This window comes from Amycolatopsis sp. NPDC028719 (assembly GCF_055565395.1).
This window is the reverse complement of the sequence record NZ_JBVHUL010000017.1, coordinates 23,820-43,433: the sequence shown is the minus strand read 5'-3', so window position 1 is coordinate 43,433 and position 19,614 is coordinate 23,820. Positions and strand designations below refer to the sequence as shown.

The window sequence follows — 19,614 nt, the reverse complement described above, 5'->3', positions numbered from 1 at the left end:
ATCCGCCGCCGCCGACCTGTCCTGCCGTGGTCACCGTGCCTGAACAGCGAACGAGCCGGTAGTCGTTGGCCCTCACGGGCACAAGCCGGCCACGAAGTACGTGACAGACTCGAATGTTAGCGCTAACGTTCTCCTCCGTTCCCACGCTGGACGAACGGAGAACCCGGTGACCTCATCCTTCACCCGGCGGCGGCTGCTGCAAGCCGCCGGCGCCGGTGCCCTCGTTTCCGCGACGGGATCCGCCTTCGGGTGGGCGCCGGCCGCCGGCGCCGCCACCGGACCGGTCCGATCGGAGGTCGGCGTGTCCGCGTTCCCGTTCGAGCTCGGCCAGGTGCGGCTGACGGCGAGCCGGTGGCTGGACAACCAGAACCGGACGCAGAACTACCTGCGGTTCGTCGACGTCGGCCGGCTGCTCTACAACTTCCGGGCCAACCACCGGCTGTCCACCGGCGGCGCCGCCACCAACGGCGGCTGGGACGCGCCGAACTTCCCGTTCCGCAGCCACGTGCAGGGGCATTTCCTCACGGCGTGGGCACAGCTGTGGGCGGTCACCGGCGACACGACGTGCCGGGACAAAGCCACCTCCATGGTCGCCGAACTGGCCAAGTGCCAGGCCAACAACGGCGCCGCCGGGTTCACCGCCGGGTACCTGTCCGGTTTCCCCGAGTCGGACTTCGACAACCTCGAGGCCGGGCGCCTGACCAACGGCAACGTGCCGTACTACTGCATCCACAAGACGATGGCGGGCCTGCTCGACGTCTGGCGGTACGTCGACAGCACCCAGGCCCGGGACGTGCTGCTGAACCTGGCGGCATGGGTCGACCGGCGTACCGGCCGGCTCAGCTACGCGCAGCAGCAATCCGTGCTGGGCACGGAGTTCGGCGGCATGAACGCGGTGCTGACCGACCTCTACCAGTACACCGGCGACGCACGGTGGCTGACCGTCGCGCAGCGGTTCGACCACGCCGCCGTGTTCGACCCGCTGGCGGCGAACCGGGACCAGCTCAACGGGTTGCACGCCAACACCCAGATCCCCAAGTGGATCGGCGCCGCGCGGGAGTACAAGGCGACCGGCACCACGCGCTACCGCGACATCGCGACGAACGCGTGGAACATCACCGTCGGCGCGCACACCTACGCCATCGGCGGCAACAGCCAGGCCGAGCACTTCCGCGCGCCCAACGCCATCGCCGGGTACCTCAACCAGGACACGTGCGAGAGCTGCAACACCTACAACATGCTCAAGCTGACCCGGGAGCTGTTCACGCTCTACCCGGACCGCGCCGACCTGGCCGACTACTACGAGCGGGCGCTGCTGAACCAGATGATCGGCCAGCAGAACCCGGCTGACAGCCACGGCCACGTCACCTACTTCAGCTCCCTCAACCCGGGCGGCCGGCGCGGTCTCGGCCCGGCGTGGGGCGGCGGCACGTGGAGCACCGACTACAACTCGTTCTGGTGCTGCCAGGGCAGCGGGCTGGAGACCCAGACGAAGCTGGCGGACTCGATCTACTTCTACAGCGACACGACGCTGATCGTGAACCTGTTCCTGCCCTCGGTGCTCACCTGGACCCAGCGCGGCATCACCGTCACGCAGACGACGTCGTACCCCGCCAGTGACACCACCACGCTGACGGTCACCGGGAGCGTCAGCGGGACTTGGGCCATGCGCCTGCGCATCCCGGGCTGGACGACCGGGGCGACGATCAGCGTCAACGGCGTCGCGCAGAACGTGACCGCCACGCCCGGCAGTTACGCCACGTTGTCACGGTCGTGGGCCGCGGGTGACACGGTCACCGTCCGGCTGCCCATGAAGGTCGCGCTGAAGGCGGCCAACGACAACGCGAACGTCGCCGCGGTCACCTACGGTCCCGTGGTCCTGGCCGGCAACTACGGCAGCAGCACGCTCGGCGCGTTGCCGTCCCTCGACCCGAACTCGGTCACGCGGACGAGCCCCACCGCGCTCGCTTTCAGCGCGAAGGCCAACGGCTCGTCGGTCAACCTGGTGCCCTTCCACGACGCGCAGGGCTTCAACTACACGGTCTACTGGAACACCGGCGGCAGCTCCGGCGGGACGACGAGCCGGCTGGTCAACGTGGGCAGCGGGCTGGTGCTGGGCATCGAGAACATGTCCACCGCCGACGGCGGCCGCGCGCTGCAGTGGTCGGACAGCGGCACGGCGGACCACAACTGGGAGATCATCACGGACGGGACGGCCGTCCGGTTCCGCAACGCCAACAGCGGCAAGGTGCTCGGCGTCCTGGACATGTCGACGGCGGACAACGCCCGCGTCCTGCAATGGTCGGACAACGGCACGGCCGACCACCGGTGGACCGTCCTCGACCAGGGTGACGGGACGGCGAAGATCCGCAACGTCAACAGCGGCAAGCTGCTGACGATCGAGAACACCTCGACGGCCACCGGCGCGTTCGCCGTCCAAGGCCCCGACAACGGCGCGGCCGCCACCCGCTGGCGGATCGTGCGCAACGGCTGAGCCGTCTCAGCTGGAGGACCGCCGACAAGCCGCGCTGGATCGGCTTGTCGGCGAAGCAGCCGCCGAACGGCATCTCCGCCGACCCCGGCGAATGGATGTAGAGCCGGACGACATCGTCCGGTTCCGTCCGAACCCGGTATCGCACAGCATGTCGCGGTGATCCGGTTCGTCCACTGAGCCACCCGCCTTTCACTGGCCGGAAGGCTTTCTTCGTCGCGAAATCCCCTTCCCAGCGAGCGCCGGGCGGACGTATAGTCGGCCTCGACGTTATTTCGGGTACCGGAACGTACGGGGACCAAAGTGACAACTCGCGACACGGAAACCTTCGACGAGCTGGGGCCGGACGCCTCCCTGGGCGAGGTTCTGCTCGCCCTCGGTGGACGGCTTACCCGGCTTCAGACGGAACTGCTGGCCGGCCTCGAGCAGCCGCTCACCATCCGGCAGTACCGGATCCTCTCGCGGGTCGGGGCCGGGCACACGTCGCTCACCGCGCTCTGCAAGCTCGCGCACCGCAACCCGTCGACCATGTCCGAAAGCGTCGACAAGCTGGTCAACCAGGGATTCCTGTCCCGGCAGCCGTCGGCCAAGAGCCGGCGCACCATGCAGCTCGAGCTGACCGCCAAAGGGGTGGAGGCGCGGGACGCCGCGCGGCGCGCGCTCGACAAGTTCACCGCCGAGCTGACCGCGGGCCTCACGCCCGGGGTCCGCGAACAACTCCTGTCCGCGCTCTCCGGGCTCTACCACCGCGTCCAGGGCAACCTCGACGACCGGTAGCGGGGAAGACCCGAGGGGGGTCCGCAGAAGCGCACAACCGCTGGTCCATGCCACAGAGAGGTGGCCCCGCCATGCCCCCGTCCCCCACCGCCTCATCCCGCGCGCTGCTCGCCCGGCTCGACGAGTCGGCGTTCACCGCGCGGCACTCGAGAATCTACGCCACCGTCCTCTTGGGACACTTCCTGTGCGGGTTCGTCATCAACCTCACCGGGGTGGTCCTGCCGGGCGTCGTCAAGACGTTCCACCTCACCAGCGCATCGGCCGGGGTGTTCTCCTCGGTCCTGTTCGCCGGCATGCTCGTCGGCGCGGCCGTCGCCGGCACCTTGTCCGACCGGTTCGGCCGGAAAGTACCACTGGCCATCACCATCATGGTCTACGCGCTGTTCTCGCTGGCCGCCGTGTTCGCGCCCAGCTTCGGTGCACTCGTCACTTTCCGGGCGCTGCAAGGCATCGGGCTCGGCGCGGAGATCGCCGTGGCCCTGCCCTACATCGCGGAGTTCGTGCCGTCCCGCCACCGCGGGCCGCTCGTCACCGCGGCCACCGCCGCCTGGCTGATCGGCCTGCCGACAGCGGCCGCGGTCGGGACCGCGGTCGTGCCGGTGTGGGGCTGGCGGGCGATGTTCGCGATCGCCACCGTGCCGGTGCTCGTCGGCGCCGTCATGCTGGCCACGCTGCCGGAGTCGGTGCGCTACCTGCTGCGCCGTGGCCGGCTCGCCGCCGGGACGGCGATCGTCGACAAGCTCTGCCGCGGCACCGGCACGAGCGCACCCGCCGAGCACCACGAGGCGCCCGAAACCCGGGGCACCGTGCGCACGCTCGTCGCCCGGCGCTATCTCCGCTACACCATCTCCCTCTGGTTCATGGAGGTCTGCGCCGGGGCGTTCCTGTACGGGCTGTCGAGCTGGCTGCCCTCGATCCTCGAAAAACAGGGTGTCGGCCTGCTCAAGAGCTTCGGCTACACGGCGATCATCACCACGGCCGGCGTCGTCGGCGCGCTGCTGGCCGGGCAGCTGATCAACCGGATCGGCCGCCGCGTGGTGCTCGGCGCCGGGTTCGTCCTCAGTGGACTGCTGTGCCTGCTCTGGGGCACCACGTCCGCCGCCGGCGCGGTGATCCTGCTCGGCTCGCTGGCGACGTTCTTCGGCAGCGGCCTGGCCGGCAGCACGCTCTTCGCCTACGCCAGTGAGCTTTACCCGACCGCGAGCCGCGCGACCGGGCTCGGCTGGGCCGCGGCGTGGCAGAAGGTCGGCGGCCTCGTCATGCCGGCGCTGGCCGGGTTCGTCCTGGCCATGCACACCTCGCAGTTCCTGTTCTTCCTGCTCTTCGGGGTCATCTCGGTTCTCGCCGGGCTCGCCGCGCTGGTGGCGACCTTCGAGACCCGCGGCCGCACCGTCGAGCAGATCACCCAGGAGATCACCGGCGCACCGGTGGCGGCCACGCGTGCGATGGCCCGCTCCTGACCCTGCCCACCGTGGAGGAACCATGACGATCGACCACGCCCCGGCACCCGCCGGAGCGGACCTGTCCCCCGAGGATCGCGCGGAGCTGCGGCTGCGGCACCGCAAGATCCGCGACGCGATGGCCGAGCAGGGCCTCGACGTCGTGCTCGCCTACGGCCCGGCCTGGCGGCGCGAGAACATCCGCTACTTCACCGACGTGACCCCGGCCGGCAGCGCCGCGCTCGTCGTCTTCCCGGCCGAGGGTGACCCGGTCGCCTTCTCGACCCGGCCGTCCGACCTCGCGGCGTTCACCGCCCAGGGCTGGGTCGGCGAGGCCCGCCGGCTCGACCCGGCGAACCCGGCGGAGCTGGGCGTGGTCCTCGAGGAGCTGGCGCCGCGGCGCATCGGGATCGCGCTCCACGAGCTCGTGCCGCTCGTGCTCATGGAGACGATCCGCGCCGCGGCGCCGGGCGCCGAAGTCGGCTCGGCGACGAAGCTGCTCGACACCGCACGGCTCGTGAAGAGCGAGTGGGAACTGACGCGGATGCGCCGCAGTGCCGTGGTGTGCGCGGCAGGCTGGGAAGCGTTCGTCGACGTCCTCGAACCGGGGCTGCCGGAGTACCGGATCGTCGCCGAGGTCGAGGCCCGGGTGAAGAACCTGGGCGCCGAAGACAACTTCATGCTCATCGCGTCGGGCCGCGACGAGGTCCGCGGTATGACCCCGCCCGGCGACCGGCTGCTCGAACCCGGCGACATGGTGCGCACCGAGCTCACGCCCAAGATGGACGGCTACTGGCTGCAGATCTGCCGTTCCGCCGTGGTCGGCAAGGCCGACGACGGGCAGCGCAAGTCGTTCGACCTGTTCAACGAAGCCGTCGAAGCCGGCATGGCCGTGGTGCGACCGGGCATCACCGCCCACGAGGTCGCCGTGGCGGAGAACGACGTGTTCCGCAAATACGGCTACGGCGAGTACTGCACGAGCCAGTACACCCGCGTGCGCGGCCACGGCCACGGCCTGCACCTCGACGAGACGCCGATCATCGAGGGCAACCACACGGTGCTGCCCGAGAACTCCGTGTTCATCATCCACCCCAACACCTACACGCCGCTGGCCGGCTACCACGTGCTCGGCGACCCGGTGCGCGTGACCGCCGACGGCTGCGAAGTGCTCATCACGACCGAACGCAAGCTGTTCGAGACAGGAGACGTCGCGTGAAACGAGGGTTGCACGTACTCGATCCCGCCGAGGTCCCCGACCGGGAGTGGCACGACAGGGTGGCCGCGGTGCAGCGGGCCATGGCCGCCGAGGGCGTCGACGTCGCCCTCGTCTACGCCGACGTGTCCCGCTCGGACGACCTCGCCTACCTGACCAACCTGTGCCTCTACTGGAACGAGGGAGTGCTGGCGATCCCCGCCGAGGGCCCCGTCACGTTCATGACGAAGCTTTCGCTGCGCGTGCAGAACTGGATGCGGCGCTCGTCGACGGTCACGGAGTTCAGCAGCGGCAAGAACTTCGCCGATCTCGTCGCGAAGTACCTGCTCGACCGGCCGACCGGCACCGTCGGCCTGGTCGACGCCGCGCTGTGGCCCGCCGACGTGGCGGACGAGATCGTCACCGCGGTGCCCGGCCGGGAGGTCCGCCGCCTCGGCGGGCTGGTGCGCGAGCAACGGCTGGTGCCGTCGGCCGCCGAGACCGAGCTGCTGCGCGCGGCCGGCCGGATCCTGGACGACGCCGCGGCGAAGGCGACGGTCGCGGACAGCACCGCGGGCAGCCGCGTCGAGACCGTGGAACGCGCGTTGCGCGGTGGCGGGTTCCTCGACCTGTACCCGATTTCCTTGTCCACTTCGGACGGTGTGACGTCCTTCGCCGTCACCGGCCAGTACCGCATGAACTGGGTGCACTCGAGCCGCGTGCTTGATGACGGCGGCTGGCCTGACGCCCTGAAGGAGGCCCTCGCGAAGGCGATCGGCGCGGCCAAGGCCGGCGTCACCGTCGGCGCTCTCGCCGAGGCCGCCGCGCCCGCGTTGGCGAAGCTGCCCGAAGGCGCGACAACCGAGGTCCGCTGGGTCAACCAGGCGGACCTGTCCACCGCGGGGGAATTCCGCGCGCAGAACCCCGAAAACGTGCTGGCCGACGGCGAAGCGGGCGCGGTGTCCGTGGAGGTCGCCTTCGCCGACGGCGGCACCGCGGCCGTGGCCGAAACCGTTCGCGTCACCGACGGCGAACCCGAACACCTGACAGGAGCACAACGGTGAGGATCCTTTCCAACGGCGACATCGAGCAGGTGCTCACCGCCGGCGAAACGCTCGACGCGCTGGAGACCGCGTACAAGGAGCTTTCGTCCGGCCAAGGCGCCAACCGGCCGCGCAACCACACCTACTTCCCGGTCGAGGACAGCCGCCACCCCGGCTTCCGCTTCCGGTTCAAGTCCCAGGAAGGCGGCAACGTCTCCAGCGGCGTGTGGGCGCTGCGGATCACGTCCGACATCGCCGGCGTCGAGACGCTGCCGAGCGGCGTGCAGCGGCGGCGGCTCATCCCGGCCGCGCCCGGCGGCCGCTACGTCGGACTCGTCACGCTCTACAGCCTGACCACCCTCGAACCGCTCGCCATCATGCACGACAGCTTCATCCAGAAGATGCGCGTCGGCGCCACCTCCGCGCTCGGTATCCGTGAACTGTCCAATCCGGACGCGACAGTCGCCGGGATGTTCGGCTCCGGCTGGCAGGCCGAGGCGCACCTGGAGTGCCTGCTGATGGTGCGGCCGGACATCGAAGAGGTTCGCGTGTACAGCCCCACGCCCGAGCACCGCGAACACTTCGCGAAGGTGTGGAGCGAGAAGACCGGCCGCAAGATCGTAGCGGTCGACGAGCGGCGTGACGCGGTCGCGGGCTGCCACATCGTCACGTGCGCCACCGCGGCCATGGAGCCGTGCTTCGACGGCGCGTGGCTGGACCCCGGCACGCACGTCACGGCGATCACTTCGCCGGACGGCACGGCCACCCGGCGCGAGCTGGACGACACGACGTTCGACCGCGCGGCCCGCATCACCGTGCTCTCCCGCGAGCAGGTGCACCACGACAAGCAGTACGACATCCTCGGGCCCGTCGAGCGCGGCCTGCTGGCGTGGGACGACATCCGCGAGCTGGGCGACCTGCTGCTCGGCGAGGCGCCCGGCCGCACGAGCCACGACGACATCACCGTGTTCGCCAACAACACCGGCATGGGCGTGCAGTTCGCGGCCGTGTGCGCGCGGGCTCTCGCGCTGGCCGAAGAACGCGACCTCGGGCACGCCGTACCGACCGAGTGGTTCCTGGAGGAGACCAGCCCCTGACCGGGCACGGCACACCACCGGAACTTCGAGCGGAGACCCACCATGAGCAGTGCACATCGCGTCGGAGGCAAGATCATCACCTTCGGCGAAAACGTGAACACCGACGTCATCATCCCCGGCCGCTACCTCGTCAGCATCGACCCGGCGGAGCTCGCCGAGCACGCTTTCGAGCCGCTGGGGCCGGAAACGCAACAACGGCTGCGGGCGAGCGACGTGATCGTCGCCGGCCGCAACTTCGGCTGCGGCAGCGCGCGGGAGCAGGCGGCCACCTGCCTGCTCGGCGCCGGGATCAAGGCGGTCGTCGCGGCCTCCTTCTCCCGCGTGTTCTTCCGCAACGCCATCAACACCGGGCTCGTCGCGGTCGAGTCGCCCGCCGCGGCGGAAGCGGCCACCGACGGCGGCGAGCTGTGGGTCGACTACGACGCGGGCACGGTCGAGATGGCCGGGCGGACCTTCCCGTTCAGCCCGTACCCGCCGGTGCTGCGGGAGATCATGGCCGACGGCGGCCTGATCCCGCACCTGATGGCGAGCTTCGCAACAGGAGGAACCCAGTGACCGGCAAGACCTTCGCGCAAAAGGCGATCGAGCGGGCGTCCGGCGTCGCGGACCTCGCGCCCGGGCAGATCGTCGACGCGTACCCGGACCTGTACATGAGCCACACCGCGAGCTGGCGGTGCATCCGGACGCTGGAGAAGATGGGCGTCGAGAAGCTCTTCGACGTCGACCGCGTGGCGATGGTGATGGATCACCTCTCCCCCGCCATGAACGCGAAGACGGCCGCCGACCACGCGCTGTGCCGCGAGTTCGCGAAGAAGATGGGCGTCAAGAACTTCTTCGACGTCAACAGCGGCATCGCGCACATCGTCCTGATGGAGCACGGGCTCGTGCGGCCCGGCCAGTTCATCATCGGCACCGACTCGCACTCGACGATCTACGGCGCGCTGGGCGCCTTCGGTACCGGCGTCGGGTTCAGCGAGATCACCGCCGCCTGGGTCACCGGCAAGCTGTGGGTGAAGGTGCCCGAGTCGGTCCGCGTGGTCATCGACGGCGACCTCGCCCCGGGCGTCTACGCCAAGGACGTGATGCTCAAGCTCATCGGTGACCTCGGCGCCGACGGGCTCACCTACGACTCCGCCGAGTTCTCCGGCTCCTACGTCGCGGGCATGTCCGTGTCGGAACGCATGACGTTCTGCAATCTGGCGATGGAGATGGGCGCCAAGAACGCCTACGTGGCCCCGGACGCCACCACGCTCGCCTACCTCGACGAGGCCGGAGTGCCCCGCGACGAGCTGGACATCCTGCTGCCCGACGAAGACGCGACCTACCGCGCGACCGTGCACCTCGACGGGCCGACCCTGGCGCCGCAGATCGCCGTGCCGCACACGGTCGACAACGTCGTCGGCGTCGGCGACGTCGCCGGGACCAAGCTCGACCAGGTGTTCATCGGCTCGTGCGCCAACGCCAAGTACGACGACCTCGTGATCGCGGCCGACGTGCTCGCCGGCCACCGCGTCGCGCCGGGCCTGCGGCTCATCGTGACCCCGGCGTCGGCGAAGATCATGGCGAAGGCGGCGGAAAACGGGGTGCTGACGAAGCTCATCGACGCCGGCGCGATGATCACCAACCCGGGTTGCGGCGCGTGCGCGGGCAACGGCGGCGCGATGGCCGACGGCGAGACCACGCTGTCCACCGCCAACCGCAACTTCCAGGGCCGCATGGGCAGCTACGACGCGAAGATCTACCTGTCCAGCCCGGCGACGGCCGCGGCCTCGGCGATCCGCGGCGTCATCACCGACCCGCGCGAGATCGTGGCGACGGCGGTGGTCGCGTGAACCTCGTCGAGAAGATCCTCGCCCGCGCGAGCGGCCGGGATTCCGTGGACCCCGGGGAGATCGTGGTCGCGAAGGTCGACCGGCTGATCATGCACGACCTGTCCGGGTACCTCACCTCGCAGGTGTACGAGAAGCGCGTGAACACGCCCATTCCCGAGCCCGAGCGGGCCGTGCTGGTGTTCGACCACCACTTCGCCCCGCCCACCGAGCAGCAGGCGAACGTGCTGCGGCACAACCGGGAATGGGCCCGCAAGCACGGCCTGACGCTGTACGACTGCGGCAACGGCAACCTGCACCACGCGGTCGTCCGCAATGGACACATCAGGCCCGGCATGATCGTGGTCGGCTCCGACAGCCACACGCCCGTGCACGGGACGATGGGTGCGCTCGCCGTGGCGCTGGGCAACGACTCGCACGCCGGAACCGTGCTGCCGTACGGGAAGGCGTGGTTCAAGGTGCCGGAAACCACGCGCGTTCACCTCGAGGGCACGCCGAGACCCGGCGTCACCCCCCGTGACGTCGCGCTGTGGCTCGTCGGCCGCATCGGCGAAGGCGAGCTGAACTACCGGGCCGTCGAGTTCGGCGGACCGTACGTGCGCGCACTGTCCTTTTGGGACCGTTGGCTGTTCCCGCTGCTGTGCGTGGACCTCGGGGCGAAGTGCAGCTTCGTCGAGCCGGACGAGGTGACCGAAGCCTTCGTGCGGACACTGCCGGGCGACGCGCCGGACCTGCTGGTGCGCGGCGACGGCGAAGAGGCGGCGCAGGTGCTGCGCTTCGACGTCGGCGAGGTCGACCCGCAGGTCGCCTGCCCGCCGACCGTCGGCAACGTCAAGCCGGTGACGGAGGTCGCGGGCACGCCTGTCCAGTACGCCGAGCTGGGCGGCCACGGCGGCGGCCGGCTCGAGGACTTCCGCGCGGCGGCGGAGGTCCTGGCCGGGCGCCACGTGCACCCGGACGTCCGGTTCCACCTCGTGCCCTCCAGCCGTGAGGTGTTCGCCGAGGCGGCGCGGGAAGGGCTCGTGCTCGCGTTGCACGAGGCCGGGGCGACGTGGTTCCCGCCCAGCACGGGCTCGAACCAGGCGTACAACATGGGCGCGCTGGCCTCGGACGAGGCGATGATCTCCACCCACGCCCGCAACTTCCCCGGCCGCAACGGCAGCCCCGACGCGTCGATGTACCTGGCGTCGTCGGAGACCGTCGCCGCGTCGGCCGTGGCGGGCGTCATCGCAGGGAGGACCGCGTGAGGTACGAAGGCCGCTGCTGGCGGTTCGGGGACAACATCCCGACCGACCGGCTCGTGAAGACGCAGTACGTGTTCGAACCCATGGACGTGCTCGTGCAGCACGTCCTGGAGGATCTCAACCCGGACTTCCCGAAGAAGGTGCGGCCCGGCGACATCGTCTTCGCCGGCAAGCACTTCGGGCAGTCGTCGGGCCGCGCGATCGCTACGAAGGCGTTGCAGGCGACGGGAATCGGCTGCGTGGTCGCGGAGACGTTCGCGCGGACGTTCTACCGCAACTGCTTCGAAATCGGCCTGCCCGCACTGGAGATCGGGCTCAACCCGGACCTGGCGGACGACGGCGACCGGGTGCGGGTGGACCTCACCACCGGTGAGTTCACCAACCTGACGACGGGCACGATGGTGCGCGGCGCGGCGGCCGACCCGTTCCTCGTCGCCATGCTCGACGCCGGCGGGCTGATCAACCTCGCGAAGGACCGGCCGGAGGTGTTCCGCTAGATCCTGTCCCGCATTCGTCTCCAGCCGACCGCGCGCCGATCGCGCGGTTGACAACGGCCTCGCGGCCACCGTTCCCGCTCTGACACGAGGAGGTGTCGTATGCGCAAGACAGCGAAACTCGGCGTCGTGATTCTCTCGGCAGCTGCGTTGTTGTCCTCCGTATCCGCGACCGCATCCGCCGCACCACACGATCCGCCGGGGAACCTGCACGCCGGCCCCTACCCCGACGCGTTCGCCCGGGCCGGCTACACGAAGAGACAGGTCGACGCCAAGATCGAAGCCACCTGGCAGCAGCTCTTCCACGGCAGCCCGGGCACCGCCGCCGACCGGTACGACGGCCAGACGCTGTACTACCAGCTCGCGCCGGACCTGGCCTACGTCGAGGACATCGGCAACCAGGACGTGCGCACCGAAGGCATGGGTTACGCCATGATGATCGCGGTGCAGCTGGGCCACCAGCAGGAGTTCGACGCGCTGTGGAACTTCGCCAAGACCAAGATGCAGCTCCAGAGCGGTCCGGAGCAGTACTACTTCGCCTGGCACACCGACACGACCGGGAAGATCATCGACACCGGCGTGGCGCCGGACGGCGACCAGTGGATCGCCGCGGCCCTGGACTTCGCGTCGGGCCGCTGGGGCGACCGGACCGGGACCTACGACTACGGGCAGCAGGCGAAGCAGATCCTGCACGCGATGTGGCACGAGTCGGACCACGGCGGCGTCGACATGTTCGACCGCAAGTCCTTCCTGCCGACGTTCTCGCCGCCGGGCGCGGCCGGCTTCACCGACCCTTCGTACAGCTTGACCGGTTTCTACAAGGTCTTCGCGGAGGCCGACCCGGCGGACCGCGACCTGTGGGACCAGGCGTACACCGCCGGTGAGAACCTGCTGCGGAGCGCGGCGAACCCGGCGACGGGGCTGGCACCGGACTACGCCAACTTCGACGGCACGCCGTACCTGCGGCCGAACGAGACGGTCACCGACAACGCCTATGACCACAACTTCCAGGAAGACGCGTGGCGCGCCATCGCCAACGTGAACGTCGACGCGTCCTGGTACGGCGTCAAACCGTGGGAGACGCGGTATTCCGACACGCTGGAGCGGTTCTTCCGGGGACAGGGTGTCAGCACCTACGTCAGCCGGTACCACCTCGACGGCACACCGTTGACCGCCGGCCAGAACACCTACGAGCCCGCGCACGCCGAGGGGCTCGTGGCGATGAACTCGACATCGGCGATTTCGGCCACCGATCCGGACAAGAACGCCTTCGTCCGCGATTTCTGGACCACGCCGATCCCGGCCGGGCGAGCCCGTTACTACGACGGCATGCTCTACCAGCTCGGGCTGCTCTACGACAGCGGCCGGTTCCGGATCTGGGCACCGCACGGCAACCGCCACTGACGCGGGAACCGGGCACGACAGGGATCTGGGCGTCCTGCTTGCGGGACACTGCCGTGCGGAGCCGCACCGCACGGCAGTGCTCCTCAGCTCGCCGGGAAGAACAGGCGCAGACGGTGGACCCGGCCTTCGTCGTGCGACATGAGCCAGACCACGGCCGGCGGGCAGTGCTGCGGATCGTGCGGCGGGCTGACCATCGCCATTTCCCAGACGGTGAAGTCGCGGCTGGTGACGGCGTTGACGAGGTGCTGGGTCACGCCGTAGGCCAGGTCCGCTTCCATGCCCGCCACGGCCATGCCCGGGCCGCCCTGGAAACCCTGGCCGCTGGTCATCCGCATGTCAGACGCCCAGCGGTCGGCGACGACGCCGGCGAATTCGCCGCGCCGGGCGGCGGCCAGCGTGTCGGTCGCCTCTCGGGCGCTGGCGGCGTTGCGCGCGGCGGCGTCGTCGTACGCGCGGTCGGCGGTGGCCAGCAGTGCTTCGGACAGCTTGGTCCGCGCCTGGTTCAGCCGGCTGCGCACCGTGCCCACCGGAAGCCGGCAGGCGGCGGCGATCTGCTCGTACGACGTGACGTCGCTGAAGTGGCGCACCAGGACCACCTCCCGCAACGCCGGGGACAGGCTGTCGATCGCGTGCCACAACCAGTCACGGGACACGTGGTCGTCGAGAACGCGTTCCGGGGTCACGAGATCGGCCGGCGGCCTCGGGTCCGCGACCGGCACGACCCGGCGCGCGGCGCGCAGACGCACGAGGCAGGCGTTGCGGACGATCTCCCGCAGCCACGGGCCCGCCGCGGCCGGGTCGCGCAGGGTGCCGATCCGCCGCAACGCCTGCAGCGCGGCGTCCTGCAGCGCGTCCTCGGCGTCCGGGCCGTGGCCCAGGATGCTCAGCGCCACCGCGCGCAGACCGGCCTGGTGCCGGGCGAGCAACGTCCCGAGGGCGCTCACGCTGCCGGCCCGGGCGCTGCGCGCCAGCTCGATGTCGATGGGGATCACCAGATCATTCTTCCCGGTCTCGACCCCGGGCACCGCGGTGTGACGCACGCCATGCCGGCCGGATCGAACTTTCCTTCCCCGAAGCCATCGTGCCGGTGTCCCAGCACCTTGCGATCGGAGAAGTCCCATGGACATCGGCACCCACACCGTCGAGCTCGACGGCATCCTTCAGCGCTACCACGTGCACGGCCGCGGGCCGGTGTGCGTCGCCCTTCCCGGCGGCCCCGGCGTGGACTGGGCGTACCTCCGGATGCCCGCGCTCGAAGAGCACCTGACCATGGTCTACGTCGAGCCGATCGGCACCGGCGGCTCGGGGCGGCTGGCGTCCCACCCGCACGGGTACACCCGCGACCGGTACGCCCGCGCCCTGCTCGCCCTGCTGGACCACCTCGGCCTGGCCACGACCCACCTCCTCGGCCATTCCCACGGCGGGTTCGTCGCGCAGTACTTCGCGCTGCACCACCCCGGCCGGGTCGCCGGGGTGGTGCTGTACGAAAGCGCCCCGGTCACCGGGCCGGAGCACGGCGCCGAGGCCCAGCGCGCGGTCGCCGAGTTCGCCCGCCGCAACGCCGAGCGGCCCGAACTGCCTGCCGTGCTGGCCGCCCTGCAGGCGACCGCGTCCATCTCGGACGACGACGAGATGACCGCCGCGCTGCGCGGCCTGATGCCGGCCTACTTCGCCGACTACTGGGACCGGGAGGCGGAGTTCGCGCCCCTGAGGACGGTCGTGCGCGGCACGCACATCTCCGGACTGGACGCGCGGCTCGTACCGGACACGATCGACGACCGGGCGGCGCTGGGTGCGCTGACCGTGCCCGCGCTGGTGGTCGTCGGCCGGTTCGACGTGATCTGCGGAGTCCGCTGGGCGCACGAGCTGGCCGAGCTGATCCCCGCCGCCGGCCTCGTCGTGCTGGAGCACAGCGGTCACTTCGGCCACCTCGAAGAACCCGACCTGTTCGGCAGGGCGGTGGTGGACTTCGTCACCGGCCGCTGAGCTCCCCTCCCGGCGGACCGGCCGGCTCAGCCGAACAGCGACACGTCGACGGAATCGGCCAAAGCCCGGTAACCCGCGTCGTTACCGTGCAGATGATCGCCGGCGTGGAGGTCGTCCCTGATCCGGCCGGGGTGGTCCGCGTCGCGCCAGACGGCATCGAAATCCAGCACGGCGTCGAAGGCGCCGCCGGTGCGGATCCATTCGTTGACCGTCCGGCGCGCGTTCTCGCCTTCCGGTGTGTACAGCTCCGAGCCCTCGAAGGGCGCGATGGTCGTGCCGTAGACCCGCACGCCGCGTTCGCGCGCCCGGGCGATCAGCTGCCGGTAGCCGGCGATGACGTCGTCCGTCGTCACCGGCGCGCCGGGGAACATCTTCAGGAAGTCGGCGAGGGAACTGTCGTCGCGCGGGGCAGAGGAGATGATGATGTCGTTCCCGCCGATGGACAGCACCACGCAGCCGAGGCCGGGCGTCGCCAGCACGTCGCGGTCGAAGCGGGCCAGGCCGGCGGTGCCGATGCCGTCGCTGAGCATCCGGTTGCCGCTGATGCCCTGGTTGACCACGTACCCGGTGCCGAGCCGCTCGGCCAGCAGTTCCGGCCAGCTGTGGTGGGTGCCCGGGGTCGAGCCGGCGCCGTCGGTGCGGGAGTCGCCGAGCACCACGATCGCCTGCGCCGGGGCGTCGGGGAGTACTTCGACGGCGGAGATCAGAGCCCGCACCGGCAGCTCCCCGGCGTTCTCCGGCAGCGTGGGAGCGGCGACGGCGTCGCCCGGGATCGTCCAGCCGGTGTCCAGGACGGGGTCGTGGCAGGTGCAGGTCTCCACGCGCTCAGGCAGGTAGAGGCTGAGGGACAGCTCGGCGAGCGCGGGCAGGGGCAGGTCGACCGGATCGCTGAGGACGGGCGCGCCGGCCGGGACGGTGACGGCCGGGGCGCCGGAGAAGGTCAGCACGCGCTCGCTGCCGGCCCGCACCGCACCGCCCGGGGCCGCGAGGCCCAGCTGTGCCGCGCCGATGGTGAGGGGCGCGGTCCCGAACTCGTTGGTGAAGCGGATGCGCACCCGGCGCCCGCCGCCGCCGATGCGGACGACTTGGCGGAGGGTCACGTCGGCGAGGGGCGGGTGGTCGTCGAGCGAGCCGAACCCGTCGTGGGCGCTCTGCGGCGAAGCGCCCCAGGTCCGGACCCAGCTGCCTGCGTCGTCCGTCTCGGTCATCGGTTCCTCCGTGGTTCGTGGCGGTCGTGGTGGCGCAAGACTGCGGCGGGCCGCTCACACGGGACGCACACGGCGCTGACACGGCCGCCCTGGTTCGAGGTGGCGCGGGCGAGCGCGCGAAGATCGGGGGATGGACGGTGGTGCCCGGCTTCGCATCACGCTGCTGCGAGCGTTCGAGGTGGCTCGCGGTGACGTGGTCCTCCCCGTGCCGGGCGCGCGGTTGCAGGGCCTGCTGGTCCGGCTCGCGCTCGCCGGGGGCCGTGCGGTCGAGCCGGGTGTGCTGGTCGACGCGATCTGGGGCGAGGAACCGCCGTCCGGGCCCGCCTCCGCCCTGCAGACCCTCGTCTCCCGGCTGCGCCGCACGCTCACCCCGGCCGGGATCGTGCAGGTCGCGGGCGGCTATCGGCTGGCGGTGGCCGCCGCCGACGTGGACGCGCTGCGCTTCGAACAGCTCACCGCGGCTGGGCGGGACGGGCTGCGGGCGGGTGACGCGGAGGCCGCGAGGGCCGCGCTCGCCGAGGCCGTGGCCTTGTGGGGCGAACCCGCCGGTACCGAGCCCGCGGTGATCGCCGCGGTCGCGCCCACGGTGGCGACCCGGTTGGCGCGGGTGTCGATCGAGGCGGTCGCCGATCTCGCCGGCGCCGAGTTGTCGCTGGGGCACGCCGAGGTGGCCGCTACCCGCTTGACCGGGTTGCTGGCCGAGCACCCGGCGCACGAGCGGGCGGCCGGACTGCTGATGGACGCACTCGCCGTCGAGGGGCGGCAGGCCGAAGCGCTGGCCGTCTACGAGCGGGTCCGCCGGACTCTCGCCGAGGACCTCGGCGCCGACCCGGGCACTGCCCTGCGGGACCGCCACCTGCGCCTGCTGGCGCCGGACGCCACGGCCGGCACGGCGAAAACCCGGCAACGGGCCGCCCCCGAACCCGACCCGGTCCCGCCGTCCACCCTGCCCGCGTCGCTGACCAGCTTCATCGGCCGCGACGACGACCTCGCCCGGATCGGCGCCCTGCTCACCACCGGACGCCTGGTCACCGTCCTCGGCCCCGGTGGCGCCGGGAAGACCCGGCTGGCGCTGGAAGCCGCCCGCCGGCACCAGCACGACTACCGCGACGGCGCCCGTTTCGTCGACCTCGCGCCCGTCACCGAACCGGCGAAGATCGGCCCGGCCGTGCTCGCCGGGATCGGGCTGCGGGGCGGTGCCCTGTTCGACGTCCACCGGCGGGTCGAGGGTGCCGAGCTGGACGTTCTCGTCCGCGAGCTCGGCGGCCGGGAAACCCTGCTGCTGCTCGACAATTGCGAGCACCTGATCGAGGCGGTGGCCCATCTGGTCGCGGCACTGCTCCCCCGCTGCCCCGGGGTGCGGGTGCTCGCCACCAGCCGCGAACCCCTGGCGGTGGACGGCGAGGCACTCGTGCCGCTGGGCCCGCTCGCGCTGCCCGAGCCGGACGTCGACGTCGACCGAGCTGCCACGGTGGCCTCGGTGCGCCTGTTCACCGAGCGGGCCGCCGCCGTGCGCCCCGGTTTCGCCGTCGACGACACCACGCTGCCCGGCATCGTGCGCGTGGTGCGCGGCCTGGACGGCCTGCCGCTGGCCCTCGAGCTCGCCGCCGCCCGGTTGCGCACGCTGGCCCTGCCCGACCTCGCCGACGGGCTCGCCGACCGGTTCCGGCTCCTCATCACCGGCCACCGCACCGCGCCGGCCCGGCACCGCACCCTGCGCGCGGTCATCGCCTGGAGCTGGGAGCTGCTCGACGAGCACGAACGCACCGTCGCGGAGCGGATCTCGATCCTGCCCGGGGGCGTCACCCCGGCCTCGGCCGCCGCCGTCTGCGCCGGCACGGCCGTGCCGGCCGACGAGATCCCCGAACTGCTCGCCGCCCTCGTCGACCGGTCGCTGCTGCAGCCACCGACCGGCGCCGGCCGCTACCGCATGCTCGAAACCCTCCGCGAGTACGGCACCGGCCGGCTGACCGGCACCGGCGACCTCGGCCCGGCCCGCGACCTGGCCGCCGCCCACTTCACCGAGCTGATGGCCCGCCACGAACCCGGGCTGCGCGGCCACGGCCAAGTGCAGGCCATGCGGGTTTTCAGCGCCGAGTACGACAACACGATCGCCGCCCTGCGCCACCTGTGCGCCACCGGTGACGCCGCCGCCGCGATCACCCTCGTGCTCGCCATGACCTGGTACTGGCAGATGTTCGGCCGCACGGCCGACGCCGACCACTGGCTGGGTGCGGCGCTGGCGGTGCCCGGCGGCGAGCCGACGGCCGAACGCGACTGTGCCCGAGCCGTCTACCTGCTCAACCGGGCGGACATCCTGTCGGGGATCACCGCCGGGGAGGCCGCGGCCGACCGGGCGGAGATGCGGGAGCTGGCCGGCCGGCTGCTCGCGCACCCGGGGCTGCCGGCCCACTACCGTGTGTTCGGCCCGGTGCTGCTCTTCCTGCTGGAAGAGGAGACCGCGATCCCGGCCTTCCAGCGCTTGGCCGACGGCGACGACGCGTGGCTGTCCGGGCTGGCCCACATGTTCCAGGCCGAGTTCGCCGAGAACACCGGTGCGCTCGATCGGGTGCGCGTCCACGTGGAAGCGGCCCTGGACGGCTTCCGGCGGGCCGGCGACCGCTGGGGCCAGGCGGCGACGCTGCCGATGCGCGCCCAGCTGCGGTGCTACGACGACCTCGACGGTGCGCTGGCCGACCTGCGCGAAGCCCGGACGCTGGCGGGCGAGTTCGGCTCGCTCAGCCTCGGCGACCGGTTCTACAGCGACCTGCGCTGGATCGACCTGCACGTGCGGCGGGGCGAAACCGACCGGGCGATGGCGGTGATCGGCGCCGCCCGGGAGCGGGCGCTGCGCGCGTCGTCGGCGGAGATGCTGGTGCTGATCGACGCCCGGGAGGCCGACTTGCGGGTGCGGCTCGGTGACCTGGACCGGGCCGGTGCTCTGCTCGACGACGCCGAACGCGGTCTGCCCGGTGACACCGCGTTCCCCTCGGACCACGCCCGGACCCTGGTCGCCGGCGCCCGTGCCGCGCTCTGCCTGGCCCACGGTGACCTGGCCGGCGCGGACAAGGCGCTGCGGGCCGCGTACGCCTCCGCGCTGGTCGCCCGCGACCTGCCGATCCTCTCGCTGGTGACGGTGTACACCGCCGTGCTCGCCGAAGCACTCGGGCGGCGGCACGAGCCGGCCGTGCTGCTGGGGGTCGCCGCCCGGCTGCGGGGCGCGCACGACCGCACCGATCCGCAGATCCGCGAGCTCACCCGCCGGGTCCGGGCCGCGTCGGGCGCGGACGAGTTCGCCGCGGCGTACGCACGAGGCTGGGAGCTGGACGCGGAAACCGCCGTGGCGCAAGCCGACCCGGCGTCGCTGACCCGTCCGTAGCAGGGCAAACCCTGGTGTGCGCGCCGTGTGC

15 protein-coding genes are annotated in these 19,614 nt (G+C 71.5%); 13 read left to right on the top strand and 2 right to left on the bottom strand.

What is annotated here, in order from left to right:
• The first annotated feature begins 166 nt into the window (after window positions 1-166).
• The 11 genes from ACZ4TR_RS46820 to ACZ4TR_RS46770 all read left to right on the top strand — a co-directional run bounded on the left by ACZ4TR_RS46820 (window position 167) and on the right by ACZ4TR_RS46770 (window position 13,010).
• On the top strand, window positions 167-2,494 hold the full coding sequence (locus ACZ4TR_RS46820; RefSeq protein ID WP_465295348.1) for a beta-L-arabinofuranosidase domain-containing protein: 2,328 nt from the start codon (window positions 167-169) through the stop codon (window positions 2,492-2,494).
• 300 nt (window positions 2,495-2,794) lie between these two features.
• Entirely contained in the window at window positions 2,795-3,268 is a 474-nt protein-coding gene (locus ACZ4TR_RS46815; RefSeq protein WP_465295346.1) for a MarR family winged helix-turn-helix transcriptional regulator, read from the top strand.
• Between the two features lie 71 nt (window positions 3,269-3,339).
• A complete protein-coding gene (locus ACZ4TR_RS46810) occupies window positions 3,340-4,728 on the top strand; it encodes an MFS transporter (RefSeq protein ID WP_465295344.1) in 1,389 nt (462 codons plus the stop codon).
• Window positions 4,729-4,750: 22 nt separating this feature from the next.
• Window positions 4,751-5,923, top strand: coding sequence for a M24 family metallopeptidase (locus ACZ4TR_RS46805; protein WP_465295342.1), 1,173 nt, complete (start codon window positions 4,751-4,753; stop codon window positions 5,921-5,923).
• A complete protein-coding gene (locus ACZ4TR_RS46800; RefSeq protein WP_465295340.1) occupies window positions 5,920-6,963 on the top strand; it encodes an aminopeptidase P family N-terminal domain-containing protein in 1,044 nt (347 codons plus the stop codon). Before ACZ4TR_RS46805 ends, ACZ4TR_RS46800 begins: the two co-directional genes overlap by 4 nt.
• Window positions 6,960-8,039, top strand: coding sequence for an ornithine cyclodeaminase family protein (locus ACZ4TR_RS46795; protein WP_465295339.1), 1,080 nt, complete (start codon window positions 6,960-6,962; stop codon window positions 8,037-8,039). The genes ACZ4TR_RS46800 and ACZ4TR_RS46795 overlap by 4 nt, the downstream gene beginning before the upstream one ends.
• Before the next feature lie 42 nt (window positions 8,040-8,081).
• Complete coding sequence (locus ACZ4TR_RS46790) at window positions 8,082-8,594, top strand: LeuD/DmdB family oxidoreductase small subunit (RefSeq protein ID WP_465295337.1); 513 nt, start codon at window positions 8,082-8,084, stop codon at window positions 8,592-8,594.
• On the top strand, window positions 8,591-9,871 hold the full coding sequence (locus ACZ4TR_RS46785; protein ID WP_465295335.1) for an aconitase/3-isopropylmalate dehydratase large subunit family protein: 1,281 nt from the start codon (window positions 8,591-8,593) through the stop codon (window positions 9,869-9,871). The genes ACZ4TR_RS46790 and ACZ4TR_RS46785 overlap by 4 nt, the downstream gene beginning before the upstream one ends.
• Window positions 9,868-11,115, top strand: a complete 1,248-nt coding sequence (locus tag ACZ4TR_RS46780; protein ID WP_465295333.1) for a 3-isopropylmalate dehydratase large subunit — start codon at window positions 9,868-9,870, stop codon at window positions 11,113-11,115. The genes ACZ4TR_RS46785 and ACZ4TR_RS46780 overlap by 4 nt, the downstream gene beginning before the upstream one ends.
• Window positions 11,112-11,609 carry a LeuD/DmdB family oxidoreductase small subunit gene (locus ACZ4TR_RS46775; protein WP_465295331.1) on the top strand — a complete coding sequence of 166 codons (498 nt, stop codon included), beginning with the start codon at window positions 11,112-11,114 and terminating at the stop codon, window positions 11,607-11,609. Before ACZ4TR_RS46780 ends, ACZ4TR_RS46775 begins: the two co-directional genes overlap by 4 nt.
• Window positions 11,610-11,708: 99 nt before the next feature.
• Complete coding sequence (locus tag ACZ4TR_RS46770) at window positions 11,709-13,010, top strand: glycosyl hydrolase family 8 (protein WP_465295329.1); 1,302 nt, start codon at window positions 11,709-11,711, stop codon at window positions 13,008-13,010.
• 83 nt (window positions 13,011-13,093) lie between these two features.
• On the opposite strand, the gene ACZ4TR_RS46765 is transcribed toward ACZ4TR_RS46770, so the two are convergent.
• Window positions 13,094-14,002 carry an RNA polymerase sigma factor gene (locus ACZ4TR_RS46765; RefSeq protein ID WP_465295327.1) on the bottom strand — a complete coding sequence of 303 codons (909 nt, stop codon included), beginning with the start codon at window positions 14,000-14,002 and terminating at the stop codon, window positions 13,094-13,096.
• A 127-nt stretch (window positions 14,003-14,129) separates the two neighbouring features.
• On the opposite strand from ACZ4TR_RS46765, the gene ACZ4TR_RS46760 reads away from it, so the two are divergent.
• A complete protein-coding gene (locus ACZ4TR_RS46760) occupies window positions 14,130-14,996 on the top strand; it encodes an alpha/beta fold hydrolase (protein ID WP_465295325.1) in 867 nt (288 codons plus the stop codon).
• 26 nt (window positions 14,997-15,022) lie between these two features.
• Here ACZ4TR_RS46760 and ACZ4TR_RS46755 read toward each other — a convergent pair whose 3' ends face one another.
• A complete protein-coding gene (locus ACZ4TR_RS46755; RefSeq protein ID WP_465295323.1) occupies window positions 15,023-16,204 on the bottom strand; it encodes an SGNH/GDSL hydrolase family protein in 1,182 nt (393 codons plus the stop codon).
• Between the two features lie 130 nt (window positions 16,205-16,334).
• Between ACZ4TR_RS46755 and ACZ4TR_RS46750 the strand changes: the two genes are divergently transcribed.
• On the top strand, window positions 16,335-19,583 hold the full coding sequence (locus ACZ4TR_RS46750; RefSeq protein WP_465295321.1) for an AfsR/SARP family transcriptional regulator: 3,249 nt from the start codon (window positions 16,335-16,337) through the stop codon (window positions 19,581-19,583).
• Window positions 19,584-19,614: the final 31 nt, after the last annotated feature.

Excerpts from the sequence above, each read along its gene's own strand:
- ACZ4TR_RS46810 (WP_465295344.1), top strand. The coding sequence starts at position 3,340 with ATGCCCCCGTCCCCCACCGCCTCATCCCGCGCGCTGCTCGCCCGGCTC.
- ACZ4TR_RS46805 (WP_465295342.1), top strand. The coding sequence starts at position 4,751 with ATGACGATCGACCACGCCCCGGCACCCGCCGGAGCGGACCTGTCCCCC.
- ACZ4TR_RS46790 (WP_465295337.1), top strand. The coding sequence starts at position 8,082 with ATGAGCAGTGCACATCGCGTCGGAGGCAAGATCATCACCTTCGGCGAA.
- ACZ4TR_RS46770 (WP_465295329.1), top strand. The coding sequence starts at position 11,709 with ATGCGCAAGACAGCGAAACTCGGCGTCGTGATTCTCTCGGCAGCTGCG.
- ACZ4TR_RS46760 (WP_465295325.1), top strand. The coding sequence starts at position 14,130 with ATGGACATCGGCACCCACACCGTCGAGCTCGACGGCATCCTTCAGCGC.
- ACZ4TR_RS46755 (WP_465295323.1), bottom strand. The coding sequence starts at position 16,204 with ATGACCGAGACGGACGACGCAGGCAGCTGGGTCCGGACCTGGGGCGCT.
- ACZ4TR_RS46750 (WP_465295321.1), top strand. The coding sequence starts at position 16,335 with ATGGACGGTGGTGCCCGGCTTCGCATCACGCTGCTGCGAGCGTTCGAG.